The sequence below is a fragment of the Rhodoglobus vestalii genome (assembly GCF_006788895.1).
Taxonomy (GTDB): Bacteria; Actinomycetota; Actinomycetes; order Actinomycetales; family Microbacteriaceae; genus Rhodoglobus; species Rhodoglobus vestalii.
Map to the genome: position 1 here is coordinate 701,285 of NZ_VFRA01000001.1, position 20,689 is coordinate 721,973.

Genomic DNA, 20,689 nt, shown 5'->3' on the forward strand with positions numbered 1-20,689 from the left:
CGTGGTTGTGCCGTGATCGGCGTGGATGTTCTTGGTTAACAGCCTATGCCGGTGGGGTTGCTGTTGCAGTCTTGGTCGACGAGCACTGTGGTGGCGTGACCTGCTGTTGCGGTGAGGGGTGGGGCTGCGATTGTGAGGGTACCGACGACGTTTTGCCAGCTGCTTCCTGCGACTCGGTATTCAGCGGTGTAGGTGACGGTGAGGGTGATTGTGTAGTTACCTGGTTCTTGGTAGATGTGGCTGGTGGGGGTCGGATCGAATTCGGCAATCTTCTGTTTCGCCCAGGTGGTGCCTGCTGTTCCGAGTGAGGCCGTTGTGCCATCGCCGTAGTTCCAGTTGTGAGCAACTGGGGTGAAACGCACCTGGGCGGTGCCACCGAAGAGTGTGCCGTCAACAACATGGGTGGATGTGTTGACGTAGAAGTTTGTTGCAAGCCCGACGATCATCCACTGGTTGGGTTGCATTCCGGCGGTCGCAGGTTGTGGGCGGAATGTCGCGATGTCGGAGATGGTTACCGGGCCGGTCTCGCCTTCGGCATTGTCGGCTGGAGGCGTCCAGGGTACGCACTCGATTCGCTGGATGTCGCACCACGCCTCCTCGACGTTGTCGAGAGCGTCGACGCCAACACCAACCTCCAGGCCAACCCCGTCTGCGGAGTTGTCGCGTGGGCCCGAACCGTTCGATGCCGGAACTTCGGTAGTGATTCCGAGCTCTACATAGCCATCCCCGATGGCCCCTACTGCGGGGCAGGCTGGACCATCGTCAAGTTCGTCGCCTGCCTGGCAAGTCGACGAGGTTGGGACTCCGATCAGTACCACTGGCATGAATGTTGCGGAAGCAGTGAGTAGCAAAACAAACAAATGAGCTAACACGAGGTTTCCACCCAAGGCTGCCTATCGGACAACAGCAGCGTCTCCTGGTCAACTGAGTAATCGAAGCTGATCTGAACGATTCGAGGCGGCACACTTTGATCTTTCACACGGTTGCCATCCGAGTCGAGAAGATACGCCTTGGAAAGGTCCTCACAGACGTATATCGTCACGAGCTCTTTTGGAGAACCATCCGTTGAATATCGCTGCAACGAAGTCTGATCAAACGTAATGTCAGCGGTCGAGTACTTTCCTTCTTTAGCGATTCGGGAGTAGACGCTTACCGCGTCAGCCAGTTCAGCTCCCACCGCCACTGACTTGAATAGGGCCTCGTCAACGACCGCGGTGCGTAGCGTCACATTGATCACGCGCAAGTACTCCGCATACGCCTCCTCAGCCGCCGCGAGCGCCTCCTCGTCGGAGGCGTAGGGCGCAACGAAGGTGGGGGTGGGTTCGGGTTGGGGTGATGCGTCGGTGGGCACGCATCCACTCAGCAACGCTAAGAGGAGCACACCGCCCGCCGCGCGTACGAGGTTCGGTAGCCGCATACATCGACCGTAAACATCGCCAACGAAAGAGGTACCCGACTTTCCACAGCCACACGCTGACGCAGACGATACAAGTCGTTAGGCTTGCGGAACGATGACAGTCACCGGATCTTGGGAACGCGCCGCCAATGGTGCCATGCTGCTGGGTGCCAACGGGCAACTGAGCCAAACAATTTTTGCCGAAATGTCGGCCCTCGCCGCGAGCACCGGTGCCATCAATTTGGGTCAAGGGTTTCCCGATGAAGATGGCCCCATCGAAGTTTTGGATGCCGCCCGCACAGCCATCAGCGACGGCATCAACCAATACCCGCCCGGCAACGGCCTGCCCGTGCTGCGCAACGCCATCGCCGAACACCAAAAACGGTTCTACGGGATCGACATCGACCCCGACACCCAAGTACTCGCCACCGCAGGCGCAACCGAAGCTCTCGCCGCCACAATCCTCGCCCTCACCGACACCGGCGACGAAGTCATCACCCTCGAACCCTTCTACGACGCCTACGGCGCCATGATCAACCTCGCCCGCGCATCCCACGTGACAGTGCCACTCCGGGCCCCCAACTTTCAGCCCAACCACGACGACATCCGCGCCGCATTCAGCGGACGCACGCGACTGATCGTTCTCAACAGCCCACACAACCCCACGGGCAGCGTTCTCGACCGTGAAACTCTCGAACTGATTGTCGAACTCGCGCACAAATACGATGCGCTCATCGTCACTGACGAAGTGTACGAACACCTCACCTTCGGCCACGAACACATCCCCATCGCCAGCCTGCCCGGAGCATTCGACCGCACCATCAGCATCTCCAGCGGCGGCAAAACGTTCAACACCACCGGCTGGAAAATTGGCTGGATCACCTCGCCGCAACCGATCCTGCAAGCGATCATGGCCGTCAAGCAGTACCTCACCTACGTCAACGGTGCACCCCTTCAACCCGCAATCGCGGTCGGCCTCGGTCTACCCGATGAATACTTCACCGGAGTTGCCGACGGACTCGCCCGTAAACGCGACACGCTCGGAGCCGGACTTCGCAGTGCCGGATTTGACGTCACCACACCCCAGGCTGGCTACTTCATCATCGCGGATGCCGCACCACTCGGAGTCACCGACGCCGCCAAATTCTGCCGCACCCTCCCCGAACTAGCAGGAGTTGTCGGAATCCCCGTCACCGCCTTCGTGCACTCCGAAAACCACGGCGACTACAACACCCTCATCCGCTTCGCTTTCTGCAAAAAAACCGACGTACTCGATCGCGCCGCAGCACAACTCTCCGGAATGAAACTGCGCCACTAATTGGCGAAAGCTAGCGCTCCTCGCGCGGGTGCACGGCATACCGGCGCAACTCGAGCGCGGGATTGATAGCCCGCACCTCATCGAGGCGAGCGTGCTCAATGTGGGCGACCGCAACATCCGTGCGCTCACCAATCGTCACCAACTCAACGCCCATCGGGTCCACCACCATACTGTTGCCAACCCCAATCGGCGGGGCATGATCCGCGGCGGCGATAAAAACTGTGTTCTCGATCGCGCGCGCCGTCAGCAGCGTGCGCCAGTGGTATTCCTTCAGCGGCCCACGAACCCACTCGGCGGGCACCACAATCAGGTTCGCTCCAGCATCCACCAGCCAACGAGACACCTCCGGAAAACGGATGTCGTAACAGGTCTGCAAACCGACAGTGAAGCCCTCCCACGCAAACGTCTCAGGCGCACCAATCGACCCCGGAATAACCCAATCCGATTCGCGCTGCCCGAAGGCGTCATAGAGGTGCTGTTTGCGATAGGTAGCAACCAGGGCACCCGTGGGCGCAATCGCAATGAGGGTGTTCGAGAATCGCTTCTCTTCACCCGACGACTCCAACATTCCCGCAGCGACATGAATGCGCAAGCGCTGCGCCAGCGACGTCAGAGCCTGCACGAAGGGGCCATCGAGAGGTTCAGCCGCAGCCACCCAATCGTCGCCCATCATGGGCGTGAAGTACGCCGAATACTCGGGGAACACGACAAAACTCGCACCGCGCTCGACCGCGCGCTCGGCAAGCTCAGTGACCCTGGCGATGTTCTCAGCGCGGTCAGCACCCGGCGCAAACTGGGCAACAGCAACAGTCGACGCGGAAGTCATGACCCCAGCCTACGACCCAGCCGCCACAGCGACCAGGGCACCTGCGCAAAAACGACTAAACGCCGCCCTCAGCAATCTGCTTGCGGTACGGCAGCAGCGCAGCCTTCATGCCAATTCCGAGCACACCCACCAAACGGTCGTCGCGGTAGTAACCCACCGCAACCTGATCGGCCAAGTCTCCCTCAAGAATGCGGACGTCGTCATCCGTTACCAAACCCAACAGTCCGTAAGCCTGCAGTTTGATCTCAAACTGGTTCGACCAGAACGAGGGCATCGGAGCGAACGGCTTCGCGACCACGTCATCGAAAGAACCATCATCGGCCAGGTGCGCAGCCAACACTGCGCCAGCACGCTTGCCCGTATCGGTCGGGATATTCCAGTGCTCAATTCGGCGCGGCACATCATCAAACATCGGATTTGGGAACCGCGCAATATCGCCAACAACATACACGTCATCGAGCGCGACACCCTCGGTCGTCACCGCACGCATCGCGTTATCAGCGAGCACCCCATCACCCATATCGAGACCGGTGCCCTCAAGCCACTCGATGTTGCAGTCCGAACCAACAGACTCAATCACAACATCAGCCGGCACAACGCGGCCATCACTCAACTCGACCGACTCAACCGAAGTTCCGCCATTGATGGCAGCGACAGTGACTCCGGTGAAAATCTCCACACCCTCAACGTTAAGCCGCCGACGCATCTCCTGCCCAACCAGCGAACCAAGCGGACGAATCATCGGCTCAACACTCGGCGTCACAACCGTCACCGAGCAGCCCAGCTTGCTGGCCGTCGCACTCAGCTCACAACCCAAAAAACCCGACCCGACAACAACAACGCGCGCACCCGCAGTGAGTTCCGCCCGCAACGCCATCGCATCATCCAGCGAACGAACCACATGCCGCCCAGCAATCGGCCTAAAATCCAGCCGGCGAGCCCGCAAACCAGTGGCAATCACTAGAGCACGCCACGGCTGCACCTGGCCATCATCAGTGGTGAGCGTGCGAGCCTCGAGATCCACCGTGGATGCCCGAACCCCGAGCATCCACTCAACATCACCCATCTCAGCTCGCGACGGAAACGCCACAGCCTCATGAGTCACATCAGTGGCCAACACCTCCTTAGACAGAGGCGGACGGTTATAGGGCGCATGAAGTTCCTCACCCACGACCCGAATCGCACCCGTGTAACCCGACCGACGAAGCGACTCCGCCGCGCGAAGCCCACCCATTGCCGCACCGACAATAACAACCGGTGCGGAAGGGTTCGCCCCAGACACTATTCGACGATTCGGATGGCCTGCATCGGGCACACATCAACGGCAGCCTCAATGTTGTCGCGCTCCGAATCGGGCGCCTCAGCAACATACTCAAGTTCGTCATCGTCGTTGAGCTTGAAATTGTCGGGCGCCTCAAACACACACTGGCCATAGTTCTGGCACTGGTTCATGTCAACTTCGATTTTGATCATCGCTTTTCCTCAACTGTCGACGGGTAAAGATCTTTAGAGGGAGTACGAATACCTCGGAACTCCCAATCACCACCCATTGCGGTCGACATTACCTCTTCACTCTGGGTCGGCTGTGCACCGACATCGGTGCGGATCGGAGTCGGGCCGGCAACAATACGGTTAGTGAGCTTTCCCAGACCCTCAACCTCGACCTCGACCACATCTCCGGGCTGAACCGGACGCGAGAACGCGGGCGTGCCCGAGAACAGCAGATCGCCGGGGCTCAACGTAATCGTGCGCGCAATATCGGCAACGAGATAGTTCATATCCCATTCCATATTGTCGGTATTGTCATCTTGCTTGACCTCACCATTCACGATGGTGCGCAACTGCTTGCCACGGAAATCCCAGTCCGTGACCAGGCCAGGGCCAACCGGGGCGAGCGTATCGCTGCCCTTCACCCGGAGCATGGAACCGGCATCCGTATCGCGGAAATCGTGCAAACCGTAGTCATTGCCGATCGAGTACCCGGCAATATAGTCGCCGGCCTCATCAGGAGAAACATTGCGGCAGGTGCGACCAATGACGATCACAATCTCACCCTCAAAGTTCAACCACTTGCAACCCTCGGGCCGCACAACATCGCCCTTGTGCGTGTTGAGTGCGGTGACCGGCTTCTGAAAGTAAGTCGGTGCCGACGGCAGCTTGGTCATGAACTCTTCGGTGCGACTCGCATAGTTCAAATGCACCGCAATGATTTTGCTTGGCTCAGTCGGCGGCAAATGGACTGCCTCATCGACACTCACCTCGCGACCATCGCCAGCAACGAGCATGTCGCCGTGGCGCACCACCTGCGTCGGGTATCCGCCAAGAAGTACTCTGCGCAACTCAGTCACGAGAAAGAACCACATCCTTGGCTGCCGGGAAGCCACCCTCCGGCTTCGGGAACCACACGTGCACCTGAGCGGTGCCGATTGAATTTTCGTACTCGCTGTACATCACGCCGGGGACGGTGCACTTGTCTTCACCGATCGCGCCCGCAGTGATCAGCCAGTGGCCGAACATCGCCTCGGGGCGAACCTTGTGGAACGCAGGCATGGTTTCCAGCACCTTCGCGTGGTTGCCCTCCGTGAACCAGTCAAGACGCTCGCAGTCTGCCTCGCGGGCAGCATCCGAGAAGATGTGTGCCGGGTCGGCCATCTCATGCTTGCGCAGCTCGCGCAGCTTATAGAAGGTATGCGAGAGAGCACCAGAAGCGAGCAGGATGACGCGGCGGTCGCTCTTAGCGATGGCCTCACCGATTGCACGTCCCGCGCGCAAGAAGTCTTCATCGGTGGCGGTCTGGCAGATTGAGACGCTCAGCCACCTCTTCTCGGGTAACCCCTTGCCGAGGTAGTCCCACAGATTGATCGTGGCGTACATCACGGGAAGGTGTTCGTCGTCGATCGGGGTGATCCAGGTGCCGTTCTTTTCGGCCTGCTCCCCCATGAGCTTCGCCAGCTCAGGGTCGCCTTTGTAGTCGAAAGGCAGACTGTTCACGCTACGAGGAAGTTCCTCCGAGGTGAACGTGCCGTGACGGCGCTCATGCGAGGTAACAACGAACTCGACCGTGGTGGCCCAGTGGCTGTCGAGCACGACAACAGTGTCGTAGTCGTCGTTCTCGAAGTAATCCTTGCGGAGCCGTTCGAGTCCATCAACGAGCGTTGAATCTTTGCCCTCGTTGAGTTCCATGCGGATCTCCTTCGGCAACATGATCGTGGGTACGTGAGCAATCAGCCCAACCCCAACAACTTCTCCCATGACTATTCCTTCCATCCGTTCGGCGAAACCACCGTGTTCTTAACATCTGCATAGAAATCGAACGACCAAGTGCCGCCCTCACGACCAACACCTGACTTCTTCGAGCCACCAAACGGTGCCCGCAGGTCACGCACAAAGAAGCAGTTAACCCAGATCGTGCCCGCCACCAGCTGCTTGGCGATCACATCAGCGTGGTCGCGGTTGCCCGAAACCAGAATCGCGGCGAGCCCGAATTCGGTGCCGTTGGCCATTGCCACGACTTCTTCGTCGGTGCTAAAGGTCTGCATCGTCAGCACCGGGCCGAAGACCTCTTGGGTGACAATCTCACTGCCAACCTCAGGATCTTTCACCAGAGTCGGAGCAAAGTAGAGTCCGCCAAGTTCGGCGTTTGGCGCACCACCAACAACAATATTCGCGCCGCCCTCTTTCGCGCGATCCACGAAACCCTTGATCCGCTCAAAGTGCACACGATGAACCTGCGGCCCAATGTCGGTCTCGAGGTCGCGGGGGTCACCCTGACGCAGGGTCGCAATTTTTGCCGTGAAAGCGTCAGCAAAGGCATCCGCAATGTCTTCGTGAACGAGGATGCGCGTGCCGGAGAGGCACACTTGGCCGGCGTTGTCGTACTGCTCCACCGCAAGGGTTGCTGCGAGCTCGAGGTCGGCATCGTGCATGACGATGCAGGGGCTTTTGCCGCCGAGTTCAAAGCTGCACGGGGTGAGGTTGTCTGCTGCTGCGCGGGCGATCGATTTGGCGGTGGGTACTGATCCGGTGAACGAAATACGACTGAGGTCCCGGTGAGCCACTAGGGCTGCACCCGCTTCTTTTCCGTAACCCTGCACGACGTTGAACACACCGGCAGGCAAGCCGGCTTCGCGGGAGATGTCGGCCAATAGGGATGCCGTCAGCGGCGTCCACTCGGCGGGCTTCAGCACTACGGTGTCGCCGGCGGCGAGCGCGGGGGCGATCTTCCAGGTGGCAAGCATGAGCGGTGCATTCCACGGGGTGATCAGGGCGGCGACTCCCGAGGGATCCCACGAGACGTGGTTATTGTGACCACGGGTTTCGAAGTCGGGATGCCCGAGGTCGTTCACGAGGTAGTCGGCGAAGAACCTAAAATTGTGGGCCACTCGCGGCATCACACCGCGCAGGTGGCTGCGCAGGAGTGCGCCGTTGTCCATCGTCTCAACGTTGGCGAGTTCTGTGACGCGCTCGTCGACGAGGTCGGCTATTTTGTGCAGGATGGCGGCACGGTCTTTGGGGCTGGTGGCAGCCCATCCGGGGAATGCTGCGCGTGCTGCCGCGACGGCAAGGTCGACTTCTCGTTGGCCACCGCGGGAAATTTCTCCGAGGTTGCTGCCGTCAATGGGAGACGTGTTCGTGAATGTCTCGTCGGAGGCGACGCGCTCTCCGTTGATGAAGTGCCGTGTGTCGACGGTCACTCCCGCTACTTGAGCGTTAGTCATAGTGCTCCCGTCTCGAATCGCTCACCATTAAGTCATTCGGATGCTAATGACTTACCCTACCGAGTGAATCCAGCCCAAACAAGCGTTAGCGGTATTCCCCCACGGAAAAAGGGCATTTCTCCCCGGACAAATAGGCCCGGCGCTAGTTTTTTGATTCCAGGCCCGCGGTGATCACCCGCAGCATCTCGGCGAGCTCTTCACGTCGCCCACGATCGATAGGGCTCGTCACCGCTTGCTCCTGAAGATTGAACGCCGGGAATAGTTCGATCATGAGCTCTCGGCCGGCATCCGTAAGTTTCACGACAACAAGGCGTCCGTCACTGGCGCTGCGCTCACGCGTAAGCCACCCACGGCGTTCCAGCGTCGACAAGACACCGGTGAGAGTAGCTTTTGAAAAACCGCCCTCAAGCGCGATCTGGCGAGTCTCAATGGGCTCCCAGATCCAGGTCACCCACAGCACCACAAAGGCAGTCCATGAGAGGTTGTGCTCAGAAAGAACCGTGCGTTCGAAATGATTGCGCACAGCATTGGCGGCACGAAAAAGATTCGACGCGACCGCCATCGCTGAGTAGTCCAGTGGCAAGCCCCCGACTCTTGCCTGTACTTGGCGTTCGGTTTCAGTCAGTGTGTGTGGTCCGGCCACGGGGTCCCCTCGCTCGCGTTTAGCTGCGGTTACTCTATCCAACGCCCGGGCCACAGAAGTATTAGCGCGGGTACACTCGCCGAAACGTGATCAAGTACCCTATTGTTTGGATACAAACAACCTTCGGAGGATTGAGTTGACTTCAACGGCGAACGTCACCCTGGCAGATTTAGACCTATTCGAGAGCGGCACGCCGTGGCAGGTGTTCGACACGCTTCGCGCTGATGCGCCCGTGCACTGGTCAGAAGAAGCGGCTCCCAACCACGGCTTCTGGTCGCTGACGCGATATCACGACATCGTTGGTGTGCTGCGGGATACCGAAACGTTTTCCAGTGAGCGTGGCGGGGTCAACATAGAGGAACTTGACGACGAGCAGCTCGAGGTACGCAAATCAATGCTCGAGACTGATGGCGCGCGTCACCGGGCACTCCGACGACTAATGCAGGGTGAATTCACCCCCAAGGCGGTCGGTGGTTATGAGATCTTTCTCCGTGGGCTCACTGCGAGCACGCTCGATGCGGCGTTTGCCAACAAGGAGTTTGAGTTCGTCAGTCAGGTGGCGGCAGACTTCCCGATCCGCGTGCTCGCCAAGATGCTTGATGTTCCCGACGCCGACACCCACAAGCTCATTGACTGGGGCGACCGGATGATCGGCAACGACGACCCCGAACACGCCGATGTACTGGCAAGTTCTGCCGAAAGCGAAGAGTTTCGTCTCCTGCCGTTCCGTTCGCCCGCAGCCCGCGAGGTCTTCGAATATGGCAACGATCTGGCCGACAAACGTCGCGGAAAAGATGGCACTGACCTCGTTTCGCGCCTCGTCAATCAAGAGCCGATGGATGGTAAAGCGCTCAACGAACGCGATTTCAACAGCTACTTCCTGCTGCTGGTCGTCGCCGGCAACGAGACCACTCGCCACACGATTACGCACACCATGAATTACCTCATCGACAACCCCGACCAGCTGGCGCTTCTGCAAGAGAAGCCCGAGCTCATCCCGTGGGCCGTCGAAGAGTTCTTGCGCATGGCAAGCCCCGTGTATCACTTCCGCCGCACGGCCACCAAGGACACCGAGATCAACGGTCAGGTCATCAAAGAGGGCCAGAAGGTCGTCACCTGGTTTGCTGCCGGCAACCGCGACCCCGAGGTCTTTGAGAACCCTTACACGATGGATGTCACCCGCAACCCCAACGAGCACATGGCGTTCGGTCGCGGTGGCCCGCACATGTGTCTCGGAAACTCTCTAGCACGACTAGAAATCCGCATCATGTTCGAGACCCTGTTGCCCCGGATCTCCAACATGACAAAGCTGAGCGAACCAGCGCGATTGCGCAGCAACTTCGTCAACGGAATCAAACGACTTCCGGTACGCGTCGAATTAGTAGAGTAGGCACATGAGCGAGGTACGCCCACAAGGTCGACCCCATGCAGTCTGGGGCGACGAAACTGAAGTAGTGCAGCTCGCCCTCGACTGGACCGCCAAACGGATGGTTCGCAAAACCGATCCCCTGTCAACAGCTCGGCCCGCAGCCGAACTTGCCGCAGCGGTCGGCAACGCGATTCGCCCAGAAGGCATCGGAGGGGCCGAAGCGCTCCGCATTTTCGACGAAATTCTTGAGCCCGCAACTCGCGCTCAGGACGACCCGCTGAACCTCGCCTATATCGCGGCCGCTCCCACCCGGGCCGCGGTTGCCTTCGATCTTGTCACGAGCTCCGCCAACATATTTGGTGGACTCTGGGAGTCAGGTGCCGGTGCGATCTTCGCCGAAAACCAAGCCCTCCAATGGATCATCGAACTGCTTGAGTGGCCTGACACTGCCGGCGGAACCTTCGTTTCTGGAGGCACCTCGGGCAACCTCTCTGCGCTCATGACCGCACGCGAAACTGCCAAGACGCATCGTGGAGGTCGTCCCGCTGGCGGCTGGCAGCTTGCCTGCAGCAGCAACGCGCACTCGTCGATCCAGTCGGCCGCGAAAGCGCTCGACGTCGACGTGGTCGATGTACCCATCGACGACCGGGGGCACATGACCGGGGCTGCCCTGCGGACCACTCTCGAACAGTCACCCAACGTGTTTGCTGTGGTGGCATCCGCGGGAACCACCAATGAGGGTCTCGTCGACGACCTCGCAGACATCGCCGACGTCTGCGAAGAATTCGGTGTCTGGATGCACGTCGATGGCGCCTATGGCGGTGCGGGACTCGCCGCCCCAAGCATCCGGCCCCTCTTCACGGGCATTGAACGAGCCGACAGCTTTATCGTTGATCCGCACAAGTGGCTTTTCGCGCCCTACGACTGCTGCGCATTGGTCTACCGTCAGCCCGAGCTGGCCCGCGCCGTGCACTCCCAGCATGCAAGCTATTTGGATGCCATCGACCGCAATGAGTCCAACCCTAGTGAACTCGCTTTGCACCTTTCTCGGCGCGTGCGCGGGTTGCCGCTGTGGTTCAGTCTTGCCACCCACGGCACCAACAAATATCGGGATGCGGTCGAAAGTTCGATCACGACAGCACGTGAGGTTGCCCGCGCCATTGACGAGAGCGACTATCTCAAACTTGTGCGCGCGCCCGAACTTTCAGTGCTGTTATTCGAACGAAAAGGGTGGACGGCCGAACAGTATTCGGCGTGGTCAAAGCAGGTCGCGCACGACGGTGTGATCCTTTGCGTGCCCACCTCGTGGCACGGCAAGAGCGTGCTGCGACTCGCGTTCGTGAACCCAGACACCGAGACCGCACACGTGATGGAGGCTCTCGAAACGCTTCGCTAGGCGGCACAGTAGCCTGTGCCTGATGGCTAGGGAAAGGCGCGACGAATGGATAACACAACTGTTTCTTTGACGGAACTTGCAGCAACAGAACTGGCGCACGCGATCGCAGCATCTAGCGGCCGGAGTGCACACACAATTTGGGGTGGCCACGGTAAACAATTGCGCCAGACGCTAATTGCGCTGAAGGCGGGCTCTGGGCTTGCCGAGCATTCGAGCCCGGGCGAGGCCACCCTGCAGGTACTGAAGGGGCGAATCACGCTGCGGTGGGAGACCGGGTCACAGGCTGGCTCAGCAGGAGACTTTATCCCGATCCCCGAGGTTGTTCATGCTGTCGACGCCCTCGAGGACTCCGTGATTCTGCTGACGGTCATCAAGCCCCACTAGCTTCTAGCCAAGCTTGGCGTGCACCAGAAAGGCATCCACGAGCTCGGCCGTACGTTGGGCGGCGATGCCCTCTTCGGCGCGGGTTTGGGCGAGCATAACGTCAGGGTTTTGACCATCCGCGATGACTTCATCGATCCCACCCTGGCCGAGCCACCCCGTCAAAATGGAGGTGTTGAGCTCGGGGTGAAACTGCACAGCAAGGCTGCGGCCATAGGTGAATGCTTGGGATGCAACAGGGGTGCGGGCGATCTCGACGGCTCCTTCGGGCATCGTCCACTGGTCGTAGTGAAACTGGAACCAGGGGCCGTTAGAGACCAGAGACGTATCGTCGCTGTGGATCGCCGTCCATCCAATTTCTGCTTTGACACCCCGAGCCACGGTGCCGCCAAGAGCACGCGCGATCAGTTGCCCGCCAAAACAGATACCGAGAACCGGGATGTCTGCCTCGATCGTGCTGCGAACCCACTCAAGTTCGGGGGTCAGCCACCGGCCGATGCACGCATCATCCCACGCCCCCCACGGTGCACCCATGGGGATCACAAGGTCGTACTGCGAAGCATCCGGAAACTCGAAATCAACATTCGGGCTCTCGTAGTTTTCCGCGGTAACGATGAGAATTTCATCGATCTCAAAGCCTCTTTCGCGGAGTCGGTCGCCCACTGGTCCGCTAGCAGTGACGTGATCGTGCTGCACGAAGAGTGCTCTCATCTGGATACCTTTCGGGTAAATTCTCGCTGGGAGTTTACAGCGAGACAACTCTGTGGCTTAGTATCGCACTAATCGTTCAGTGCCGAACGATTTATTTCCGGAGGAAGAATGACTCTCGACATACCCGCTCTTCAAGCAGACTTACAGGCCAAAGGGATCGACGTTTTGCGCCTGATTTTTCCCGACGTGCTGGGGATCACCCGCTCCAAGGATCTTCTCGTCAGCCAACTCCACCACACCAAGTCTCCTATGTTCTGTCAGGGCGTGTGGGTCACTACCACCGGCGGTGACGTACTCGACGGAAACCACATTATGTCGTCCGGCCTGCCCGACCTCCTCACACAGATCGATCCCAACACGCTTGCGATGATGCCGTGGGAGCCTGGCGTTGCAATGGTCGTCGCAGATGCGTTCAACCCCGACCACAGCATCAGCGAAATCGCGCCCCGCTCAGTACTGCAGAGCGTTATCGCCCAGTACACCGCCCTCGGACTCACACCGATCATTGGCCCCGAACTTGAGTTCTACATCGCCAACTACGACGAAGAAAAGGGCTGGAGCCGCAGCCTCAGCCGCACCGGTCGCGTCTACACGACCGGAGAAAGTGTTGACCCCGGCGGCCAGTTCCTCAACCTCATGCGCATGCTCGACGGCATGGACATTGGTGTGTTCGCCGGCAACCACGAATTCAGCCCCTCGCAGTATGAGATCAACCTCTGGCACAGTGGAGCCTTGGATGCCGCCGACCGCACCTTCCTGTTCAAGACAGCCGTGCGCGACATCGTTGCACGCACCGGCAAGCACGCCCTCTTCACGGGCAAGCCGTGGGGAGACGAAGGGGGCAGCGGATTCCACCTGCACTTCTCCGTAGTCGACGAGCAGGGCAACAACATCATGTCGGATGGCGGTCAGGGTCTCTCTGAGACTGCCGACCACATGATCGCGGGCCTCCTTGAGAACGCTGGAGCAATCGCCGCGCTCTCGAATCCCACCGTGAACGCCTACAAGCGCCTTGGGCCAGACACTCTCGCTCCGTACCGCGCCAACTGGGGCCACGATAACCGCAGCGCGATGCTGCGGGTACCGCCCGAGCGCGGCGCGGGCACTCGACTGGAAATGCGGCTCGGCGACCCGGCGGCGAACCCCTACCTGCTAATCGCATCCACACTGGCCGCTGGGCTCGATGGCATCACACGAAGCCTCGCAGCCCCGGCACCGGTCGAGGGGTGGGCCTACGAAGATGAATCCGCCCCGATCCTTCCGATGAGCCTCGCAGCCGCCCTTGACGCCTTAGACGCCGACACAGTGATGCGCAACGCCATGGGCAGCACTGTCATCGAGGTCTTCAGCGTTCTCAAGCGCGATGAGGTGAAGCGCTATGAAGACTCTGTCACCGATAAGGACACCCGCGAGGTGAGCCAGTGGGAGATCGACGAGTATTTCGCTGACTACTAGAGGGTTTAGATCGCGCGTGAGCGGTCTTCTACGAGGTCGCCACCGTTGAAGGTGACACCGATTTCCCGGTAGTAGCCCCCGAGTATCTCGTCAACGGGCAGAATCGAGTGCAGTTCGTCCCACTGGGAGTCGCCCAGGTGCAGTTCTGCATCACCCTTCCAGGTTTCGCCAACCTCAACGTCAGTGCCGCCCATCGTGATGAGCTGGTCGAGTGACATGCCGGCATCCTTGCTGATGGATGGCATGAAACGGCTGTGCAGCATCTTGTGTCCGTTAACGAAACCGTTGCTCTCGGCGGGCTCGCGCAGCGTGACGACTGCGGAGGCGAGACGGTGATCGTAGGCCGCGATGGACGCACCAAACTGCCCGCCGTTCTCGAGCTTGGGCGTCGCCTTGCCCGCGCTAAACACCCGCGTGACAGCAATGTTGCCGAGCTTCTTGGGGTAACCCTGGAACCAACCACGGCCGATCGCGAAGTCTTTGTTCACCCAGATGGCGACGCAGCGGCTGTATACGGTGCCCTTGAACGAGCAGCGCACAACCATGAACGCCTCAAGGTACTGGGCGCGCACAGGATCGAGGAGTTCCAGACCACCGGTGCTGCAGGACTGCCAGTCAGCCCAGACGATGGCAACAGCGCCGGGCTGTTCCGGGGCAAGATCGATATCGGCGGGAAGAATCGCACGTACGTTGGCTGGATCGGTCAGATACTCGACAGTGAGCAGCGTTCCCGAGTAGTACCAGGGCATCTCAGGCACGAGCGAACTCGACCCTTGCGGAGTGAGGGGCGGGAGAAATCCTTTGAGTTCGGTCATGCGCCAGAGTGTAGCCCAAAACAGTTCGTATCCAAATGAATATCTGTAATCGCTTGACGTAGAGGGTGTCTCTTCGCCATGGTGGTATCCAACTCGTTCGGATACGGATGACTTGGACAGAACTCAATGAGGAGTTTCACTATGGCGCTTGACCAAAAATCCCAGGAAAGCTCCGATCGAACCCTGCGCAAAGGGCGCCTCGGTGTAATCGGAATCGTCTTCTTTGTTGTGGCAGCAGCAGCACCCCTGGTCGGAATGACGGGCGCAGTTCCCGTCGCAATCGTGCTCGGTAACGGAGCGGCCGCCCCCGGCGCCTACCTCTTCGCCGGCATAATCCTGCTGCTGTTCAGCGTCGGCTATGCCGCAATGAGCCAGCGCGTCACTAACACTGGTGCTTTCTTCGCCTACATTGGCCGTGGACTCGGACGCAACGCTGGAATCGCCGCATCGTTCGTTTCGGTGCTCGCCTACCTCACGATCCAGCTCGCGATCTATGGATTCTTTGGTGGCCTCATGGAGGCACAAGTCGGCGTGCTCCCCTGGTGGGGCTGGACGCTTCTGGCCTGGCTCGCCGTAACCGCACTGTCTCTGCTGCGCGTCGACGTCGGCGCCAAACTACTCGGTGTGCTGATGCTTGCAGAACTCACCGTGCTTGTGATCGGCGCAATCGCTATCCTCATCGATGGTGGCCCAGAGGGCCTCAACTGGGGTGCCTCGTTCTCGCCCGACCTCATTCTTGCCGGCGGCCTTGCCGGTTCCGCCGGAATCGCCTTCGCTTTCGCTTTCGCCTCGTTTATCGGCTTTGAAGCGACCGCAATCTATGGAGAAGAAAGCAAGAATCCGAAGCGTGCCGTACCGCGCGCAACGTATCTCGCTGTTGGTGTCATCACGGTGCTCTTCGCCGTCACCGCATTCGCACTCGTCACCGGCATGGGCGCATCAAACGTCATAGAAGAAACACTCGCTCGCTCCGACGGCCTCGAAAACCCGGCAGGTGTGCTCTTCTCACTCGCCAGTGACTACGTCGGCCCCTGGCTCGCAACAGTCATGAGCATCCTCGTGCTGTCGAGCCTGTTCGCCGGCCTCCTCGCGTTCCAGAATGCGGCAAGTCGCTACCTGTTCGCCCTCGGACGAGGTGGTGTGATTTCGAGCTCGGCGGGAACCGTGAATGGTCGCGGAGCTCCCGGCCGCGCATCCGCAATCGTGTCGATCATTACCGGCATTGTGATGATCCTATTCGCCGCGTTCCAGCTCGACCCCATCGGCAACATGTTCTTCTGGTTCAGCGGCCTCGCCGTCGTTGCGATCGTACTGATTGAAGCGCTCGTGTGTATTGCCGTCATCCGCTTCTTCCTGCAAAACAAGGGCACCGAAAACGTGTTCGTCACACTGATCGCTCCCGTGCTGGCCTTCATCGGCCTGGTGCTCGCCGAGTACCTGCTGATGTCACGGTTTGGTCTGCTCGCCGGCGAGCTCACGCTCGCTGCGGGAGTCGACCCCACAGTGACCGCATTCGGGCTCAACGCCTTCGGCTGGTTCCTTGTGCTCTCGCCATTCATCGTTCTCGTGATCGGCTTCGTGGTGTCACTGACCCGCAAGAAGACTAACGAAGACCTGCTGCAGGACGTTATTTCCTAAGGCGTAGGGCCGGTCGCGACCGGGCGTTCAGGCTGGTTCGCCCACGCCGACCATGAGCCAGGGAACAGCGCCGGCCGAAAGCCCGCGATCGTCAGCGCCAGCGCATCGTGTGCCGCCGTGATGCCCGAACCGCAGTACACACCCACTGCCCGATCGGCACTCACGCCGAGCGCCTCGTACCGTTCACGCAGTGTCTCGGCGTCGAGAAAGCGACCGGTGCTACCCAGATTACCGGCGGTGGGCGCGCTGACTGCCCCGGGGATGTGGCCGGCGCGAGGGTCGATCGGCTCGGTTTCGCCGCGGTACCGCTCGCCTGCACGGGCATCCAGCAGTACACCGCTCTGTGGCAGGGCGGCAGCATCGTCAGCACTCAGTAGTGGCTCGTGGCCAGCGCTCAGCGTGATGGTTCCCGGTGTTGCGTTCGTCATATCGTCGGTTCCGGTGGCGAGTGGATGCCCGGCCGCGGCCCATGTGGGCAGTGCGCCGTCAAGCACCCGCACGTCAGCGACCCCCATGTAGCGCAGCAACCACCACGCCCGGCCAGCAGCGAGACTATTCCAGTCGTCGTAGACCACAACGATATCGCCGTCGTTCAGGCCCCATCCACGGGCAGCCTTCTGAAAGTCGTCGGCGTGAGGCAGCGGATGGCGGCCCTCCTGCGGTTCACCGTGGCGAGCAAGTTCAGTGTCGAGATCGACATACACGGCACCGGGAATATGGCCTGCTTCGTATAGCGGGAGTCCTGCCGGTCCGCCCAGACTCCAGCGCACATCGAGAACCCGCACGGGCGCCGACCCACTAGCGGCAGCACTGAGCAGCGCAGCAAGCTCGTTTGCGGCAACAAGGGGGTGGGGCATCCGAGGCTCCGATCAGAGGGGTAGCTCCATGATTGCAGCTGCGACGGGTGTTCGAGCACGCAGAGCGCAGATATTCGGCCTACGCTGAAGTCATGCTCACCCCCCCTGAAGCCGCAAAGGTTCCCACCGAACGCCTACACCACGGCGACCACTTCATCGACAACTACGAGTGGATGCGTGACAAAGAGCACCCCGACACCCTCGCGCACCTCCATGCCGAGAACGCCTACACCGCGGCGCGCACGGGCCACCTCAGTGTGTTGCAGGAGCAGATTTTCGAAGAGATTAAAGCACGCACCCAGGAGACCGACCTGAGCGTTCCGGTGCGCCGCGGCCAGTGGTGGTATTTCAATCGCACCGAAGAGGGCAAGCAATACTCGATCCACTGCCGTGTGCCCGTGGCGGATGCCAATGACTGGACTCCCCCCACGATCGCAGAGTCTGCAGCCCACCAGCTGCCCGGCGAACAAATCCTGCTCGACGATAACGCCGAAGCCGAGGGAAACGACTTCTATAGCCTCGGCACGTTCTCGCTGAGTGACGACGGAACCCTACTGCTCTACGGCGTCGATATCGAAGGCGACGAACGCTACACCCTTCGTGTTCGGCAACTGGGCACTGCCACTGATACGAGCGACACGACCACCACCACGATCACGCGCTTCAGCTCTGCCGATGACCTTCCCGATGAGATCTCCGGCACCGCCGCGGGTGCGCTGCTGGATGCCACTGGCCGCTACGTCTTCTCCACGACGGTCGATGAAGCGTGGCGCCCCGACACCGTCTGGCGTCACGAGCTCGGCACTGCAACGGCATCCGCGGTTCAGGTTTTTCATGAACCCGACGAGAGTTTCTGGGTGGACGTTGGTCGCTCGCGCAGCGGCAAATACTTGGCAATTGAGGCCGGTTCGCGCCTGACCAGTGAAACGCGCTTGCTCGACACGAGCACCCCAACGGGCGAATTCGAGGTCGTCTGGCCGCGCGAAGTGGGAGTCGAGTACGACGTCGAGCATGTGATTGTCGGCACGCAAGATCGCCTGCTGATCGTGCACAACAAAAACGCCATCAATTTTGAGCTGGTGAGCGTCGCGGCCGATGATGCGCTCGGCGAGCGCCGTATCATCCTTCCGCACAATGAGGCCGTGCGGCTCGAGAGCGTCGATGCATTCCGCGATTTTGTGGCGATCGAGTACCGCCGCGAGGGGCTTACGCGGGTGGCAGTGGCGATGGTTCCGAAGCATGGTGGCCGCTACGAAGACACTCCGCACGAGCTGCAGTTCGACGACGAACTCTTCACGGTGGGGCTCAGTTCGAATCCGGATTGGAACCAGCCCAGCATCCGCCTCAGCTATGGAAGCTTTGTCACACCGACCATCGTCTACGACTATCTGGTGGATGACAGCGAACTAATCCTGCGCAAACAGCAGCCGGTGCTCGGCCGCTTTGATCCGGCGCTGTACACCCAGCGTCGGGAGTGGGCCACAGCCTCCGATGGCACCCGCGTGCCGATCTCTCTCGTCTACCGCAACGATCTTGTTGAGCCGGGTACACCCGCGCCGACTCTGCTTTACGGTTATGGCTCATATGAGATCAGCATCGACCCTGGCTTTGCTGTTGGCCGGCTGAGCCTGCTCGACCGTGGCATGATTTTTGCGGTTGCCCATGTGCGCGGGGGTGGCGAACTGGGTCGCACCTGGTACGAGGGCGGCAAGAAGCTGCACAAGCGCAACACCTTCACCGACTTTGTGGAGTGCGCCAGACACCTCATCGATATCGATGCCACGTCGAGCAACCGACTCGTTGCCGAGGGCGGCAGCGCAGGCGGACTACTGATGGGCGCCGTGGCCAACCTGGCCCCTCAACTGTTCTCGGGCATCCTCGCGGTGGTGCCGTTCGTTGACCCGCTCACGTCGATCCTCGACCCTTCGCTGCCGCTGACCGTCATCGAGTGGGATGAGTGGGGCGACCCCCTCCACAATGAGGAGGTCTACTACTACATGAAGTCGTACTCACCATTCGAGAATGTGCACGACACCCACTACCCGCCCATTCTCGCCGTGACCTCACTGAATGACACTCGCGTGCTCTACGTCGAGCCAGCGAAATGGGTGGCACGACTGCGCGAAGTGGGGGCGGATGCTCTCCTCAAGACCGAGATGGCGGCCGGCCACGGCGGTGTCTCTGGTCGCTACAGCGCGTGGCGTGAACGGGCCTTCACCTACGCGTGGACAATCGATGCCGTGCGCGGATCAGCGAGCTCGCTCTAGTCGGTCCACCACTCGTCAAACATTGACACCGGCACGGTGCGCTTGTGGCGAGTGTTGAGGTACTTGGTCTCGATTTGCACAGCAACTTTTTCAGGGACTTCGCGCCCCTCGAGGTAGTCATCGATGTGGTCGTAGGTGACCCCGAGATTAGCTTCATCAGCCTGACCCGGCGTTCCATCCAGCAAATCGGCCGTCGGCACCTTGTTATAGAGCCGCTCGGGTGCGCCCAGGTGTTTGAGCAGCTGCTTGCCCTGACGCTTCGTGAGAGCTGTTAGCGGCAGCACGTCAGCACCGCCGTCACCAAACTTGGTGAAAAAACCGGTGACCGCTTCGGCAGCGTGATCAGTTCCCACAACGAGGTAGCCGAGCTGCCCGGCAATCGCATACTGTGCCACCATGCGCTCACGAGCCTTGGCATTGCCCTTCACGAAGTCCGAGATTGGCTCAGCCATGGCGTCCGCAAATTCCGCCACAATGCCATCAACGGCACGTTGGATGTTGAAGGTCACCTCCCGGTCAGCCTCAATAAAGTCGAGTGCCACCTGCGCATCATCCTCGTCGTGCTGCACACCGTAAGGAAGTCGTACCGCAACGAACTGGGCCGCAGTGCCCTCAGCACGCAACTCGGCAACCGCCAACTGGCAGAGCCGCCCGGCAAGCGACGAATCTTGACCACCGCTGATGCCCAGCACGAGACCCGCGGCGCGAGATGCCGTGAGGTACTTCTTAAGAAAATCGATGCGCATGCGGACCTGCTCGGCAGCGTCAATCGAGGGCTGGGTATTCAAGTCATAAATGATGCGCGCCTGTAACGAAGTCATACCTCAAATCTAACCCGCACACCCTGAATTAGGATTATTCACATTCTTCACACCGCGGTATTCGCTGTTCCCCACAAT

At 60.2% G+C, this 20,689-nt stretch carries 20 protein-coding genes; 7 read left to right on the top strand and 13 right to left on the bottom strand.

Going from position 1 to position 20,689, the window contains the following annotated elements; all coding sequences use genetic code 11:
- Positions 1 to 35: 35 nt before the first annotated feature.
- Positions 36 to 824: a PKD domain-containing protein gene (locus FB472_RS03370; RefSeq protein ID WP_246078056.1), complete on the bottom strand. Its 789-nt coding sequence runs from the start codon at positions 822 to 824 to the stop codon at positions 36 to 38.
- Between the two features lie 41 nt (positions 825 to 865).
- A complete protein-coding gene (locus FB472_RS03375; RefSeq protein WP_141989653.1) occupies positions 866 to 1,417 on the bottom strand; it encodes a hypothetical protein in 552 nt (183 codons plus the stop codon).
- Positions 1,418 to 1,511: 94 nt separating this feature from the next.
- Between FB472_RS03375 and FB472_RS03380 the strand changes: the two genes are divergently transcribed.
- On the top strand, positions 1,512 to 2,714 hold the full coding sequence (locus tag FB472_RS03380; protein WP_141989654.1) for an aminotransferase class I/II-fold pyridoxal phosphate-dependent enzyme: 1,203 nt from the start codon (positions 1,512 to 1,514) through the stop codon (positions 2,712 to 2,714).
- A gap of 10 nt (positions 2,715 to 2,724) precedes the next feature.
- On the opposite strand, the gene FB472_RS03385 is transcribed toward FB472_RS03380, so the two are convergent.
- The 7 genes from FB472_RS03385 to FB472_RS03415 form a co-directional block, all read right to left on the bottom strand.
- Positions 2,725 to 3,540 (bottom strand): carbon-nitrogen hydrolase family protein, encoded by an 816-nt coding sequence (locus FB472_RS03385; RefSeq protein ID WP_141989655.1) that lies wholly within the window; start codon positions 3,538 to 3,540, stop codon positions 2,725 to 2,727.
- A gap of 55 nt (positions 3,541 to 3,595) precedes the next feature.
- Complete coding sequence (locus FB472_RS03390; protein WP_141989656.1) at positions 3,596 to 4,822, bottom strand: NAD(P)/FAD-dependent oxidoreductase; 1,227 nt, start codon at positions 4,820 to 4,822, stop codon at positions 3,596 to 3,598.
- Positions 4,822 to 5,013, bottom strand: coding sequence for a ferredoxin (locus FB472_RS03395; RefSeq protein WP_021810048.1), 192 nt, complete (start codon positions 5,011 to 5,013; stop codon positions 4,822 to 4,824). The genes FB472_RS03390 and FB472_RS03395 overlap by 1 nt, the downstream gene beginning before the upstream one ends.
- Complete coding sequence (locus FB472_RS03400; protein WP_141989657.1) at positions 5,010 to 5,888, bottom strand: fumarylacetoacetate hydrolase family protein; 879 nt, start codon at positions 5,886 to 5,888, stop codon at positions 5,010 to 5,012. The genes FB472_RS03395 and FB472_RS03400 overlap by 4 nt, the downstream gene beginning before the upstream one ends.
- Entirely contained in the window at positions 5,881 to 6,792 is a 912-nt protein-coding gene (locus FB472_RS03405) for a DODA-type extradiol aromatic ring-opening family dioxygenase (RefSeq protein WP_141989658.1), read from the bottom strand. The genes FB472_RS03400 and FB472_RS03405 overlap by 8 nt, the downstream gene beginning before the upstream one ends.
- A 2-nt stretch (positions 6,793 to 6,794) precedes the next feature.
- The gene (locus FB472_RS03410; protein ID WP_141989659.1) at positions 6,795 to 8,258 is read right to left on the bottom strand and encodes an aldehyde dehydrogenase; all 1,464 of its coding nucleotides are present in this window, start codon (positions 8,256 to 8,258) and stop codon (positions 6,795 to 6,797) included.
- A gap of 142 nt (positions 8,259 to 8,400) precedes the next feature.
- A complete protein-coding gene (locus tag FB472_RS03415; protein WP_246078058.1) occupies positions 8,401 to 8,841 on the bottom strand; it encodes a MarR family winged helix-turn-helix transcriptional regulator in 441 nt (146 codons plus the stop codon).
- A gap of 196 nt (positions 8,842 to 9,037) precedes the next feature.
- On the opposite strand from FB472_RS03415, the gene FB472_RS03420 reads away from it, so the two are divergent.
- Genes FB472_RS03420 through FB472_RS03430 form a run of 3 tightly spaced genes read left to right on the top strand, consistent with a single transcriptional unit; the run spans position 9,038 to position 12,050 of the window.
- Positions 9,038 to 10,291 carry a cytochrome P450 gene (locus FB472_RS03420; RefSeq protein WP_141989661.1) on the top strand — a complete coding sequence of 418 codons (1,254 nt, stop codon included), beginning with the start codon at positions 9,038 to 9,040 and terminating at the stop codon, positions 10,289 to 10,291.
- A 4-nt stretch (positions 10,292 to 10,295) separates the two neighbouring features.
- The gene (locus tag FB472_RS03425) at positions 10,296 to 11,666 is read left to right on the top strand and encodes a pyridoxal phosphate-dependent decarboxylase family protein (RefSeq protein ID WP_170192012.1); all 1,371 of its coding nucleotides are present in this window, start codon (positions 10,296 to 10,298) and stop codon (positions 11,664 to 11,666) included.
- A 45-nt stretch (positions 11,667 to 11,711) separates the two neighbouring features.
- A complete protein-coding gene (locus FB472_RS03430) occupies positions 11,712 to 12,050 on the top strand; it encodes a cupin domain-containing protein (RefSeq protein WP_141989662.1) in 339 nt (112 codons plus the stop codon).
- Positions 12,051 to 12,053: 3 nt separating this feature from the next.
- Here FB472_RS03430 and FB472_RS03435 read toward each other — a convergent pair whose 3' ends face one another.
- Positions 12,054 to 12,758: a type 1 glutamine amidotransferase gene (locus FB472_RS03435; RefSeq protein ID WP_141989663.1), complete on the bottom strand. Its 705-nt coding sequence runs from the start codon at positions 12,756 to 12,758 to the stop codon at positions 12,054 to 12,056.
- Between the two features lie 108 nt (positions 12,759 to 12,866).
- Between FB472_RS03435 and FB472_RS03440 the strand changes: the two genes are divergently transcribed.
- Positions 12,867 to 14,213, top strand: a complete 1,347-nt coding sequence (locus FB472_RS03440; protein ID WP_141989664.1) for a glutamine synthetase family protein — start codon at positions 12,867 to 12,869, stop codon at positions 14,211 to 14,213.
- Positions 14,214 to 14,218: 5 nt separating this feature from the next.
- On the opposite strand, the gene FB472_RS03445 is transcribed toward FB472_RS03440, so the two are convergent.
- On the bottom strand, positions 14,219 to 15,028 hold the full coding sequence (locus FB472_RS03445; protein ID WP_141989665.1) for an acetoacetate decarboxylase family protein: 810 nt from the start codon (positions 15,026 to 15,028) through the stop codon (positions 14,219 to 14,221).
- A gap of 141 nt (positions 15,029 to 15,169) precedes the next feature.
- On the opposite strand from FB472_RS03445, the gene FB472_RS03450 reads away from it, so the two are divergent.
- Entirely contained in the window at positions 15,170 to 16,666 is a 1,497-nt protein-coding gene (locus tag FB472_RS03450; protein ID WP_141989666.1) for an APC family permease, read from the top strand.
- Here the strand turns inward: FB472_RS03450 and FB472_RS03455 are convergent.
- Positions 16,663 to 17,523, bottom strand: coding sequence for a sulfurtransferase (locus FB472_RS03455; RefSeq protein ID WP_141989667.1), 861 nt, complete (start codon positions 17,521 to 17,523; stop codon positions 16,663 to 16,665). The two genes, FB472_RS03450 and FB472_RS03455, sit on opposite strands and share 4 nt — an antisense overlap.
- 92 nt (positions 17,524 to 17,615) lie before the next feature.
- Between FB472_RS03455 and FB472_RS03460 the strand changes: the two genes are divergently transcribed.
- Positions 17,616 to 19,790: a S9 family peptidase gene (locus tag FB472_RS03460; protein ID WP_141989668.1), complete on the top strand. Its 2,175-nt coding sequence runs from the start codon at positions 17,616 to 17,618 to the stop codon at positions 19,788 to 19,790.
- Here the strand turns inward: FB472_RS03460 and nadE are convergent.
- Positions 19,787 to 20,611: an ammonia-dependent NAD(+) synthetase gene (nadE, locus tag FB472_RS03465; RefSeq protein WP_141989669.1), complete on the bottom strand. Its 825-nt coding sequence runs from the start codon at positions 20,609 to 20,611 to the stop codon at positions 19,787 to 19,789. The genes FB472_RS03460 and nadE overlap by 4 nt on opposite strands.
- Between the last annotated feature and the right edge of the window lie 78 nt (positions 20,612 to 20,689).

Excerpts from the sequence above, each read along its gene's own strand:
- FB472_RS03370 (WP_246078056.1), bottom strand. The coding sequence starts at position 824 with ATGCCAGTGGTACTGATCGGAGTCCCAACCTCGTCGACTTGCCAGGCA.
- FB472_RS03375 (WP_141989653.1), bottom strand. The coding sequence starts at position 1,417 with ATGCGGCTACCGAACCTCGTACGCGCGGCGGGCGGTGTGCTCCTCTTA.
- FB472_RS03380 (WP_141989654.1), top strand. The coding sequence starts at position 1,512 with ATGACAGTCACCGGATCTTGGGAACGCGCCGCCAATGGTGCCATGCTG.
- FB472_RS03385 (WP_141989655.1), bottom strand. The coding sequence starts at position 3,540 with ATGACTTCCGCGTCGACTGTTGCTGTTGCCCAGTTTGCGCCGGGTGCT.
- FB472_RS03395 (WP_021810048.1), bottom strand. The coding sequence starts at position 5,013 with ATGATCAAAATCGAAGTTGACATGAACCAGTGCCAGAACTATGGCCAG.
- FB472_RS03405 (WP_141989658.1), bottom strand. The coding sequence starts at position 6,792 with ATGGGAGAAGTTGTTGGGGTTGGGCTGATTGCTCACGTACCCACGATC.
- FB472_RS03410 (WP_141989659.1), bottom strand. The coding sequence starts at position 8,258 with ATGACTAACGCTCAAGTAGCGGGAGTGACCGTCGACACACGGCACTTC.
- FB472_RS03425 (WP_170192012.1), top strand. The coding sequence starts at position 10,296 with ATGAGCGAGGTACGCCCACAAGGTCGACCCCATGCAGTCTGGGGCGAC.
- FB472_RS03430 (WP_141989662.1), top strand. The coding sequence starts at position 11,712 with ATGGATAACACAACTGTTTCTTTGACGGAACTTGCAGCAACAGAACTG.
- FB472_RS03435 (WP_141989663.1), bottom strand. The coding sequence starts at position 12,758 with ATGAGAGCACTCTTCGTGCAGCACGATCACGTCACTGCTAGCGGACCA.
- FB472_RS03440 (WP_141989664.1), top strand. The coding sequence starts at position 12,867 with ATGACTCTCGACATACCCGCTCTTCAAGCAGACTTACAGGCCAAAGGG.
- FB472_RS03445 (WP_141989665.1), bottom strand. The coding sequence starts at position 15,028 with ATGACCGAACTCAAAGGATTTCTCCCGCCCCTCACTCCGCAAGGGTCG.
- FB472_RS03450 (WP_141989666.1), top strand. The coding sequence starts at position 15,170 with ATGGCGCTTGACCAAAAATCCCAGGAAAGCTCCGATCGAACCCTGCGC.
- FB472_RS03455 (WP_141989667.1), bottom strand. The coding sequence starts at position 17,523 with ATGCCCCACCCCCTTGTTGCCGCAAACGAGCTTGCTGCGCTGCTCAGT.
- FB472_RS03460 (WP_141989668.1), top strand. The coding sequence starts at position 17,616 with ATGCTCACCCCCCCTGAAGCCGCAAAGGTTCCCACCGAACGCCTACAC.
- nadE (WP_141989669.1), bottom strand. The coding sequence starts at position 20,611 with ATGACTTCGTTACAGGCGCGCATCATTTATGACTTGAATACCCAGCCC.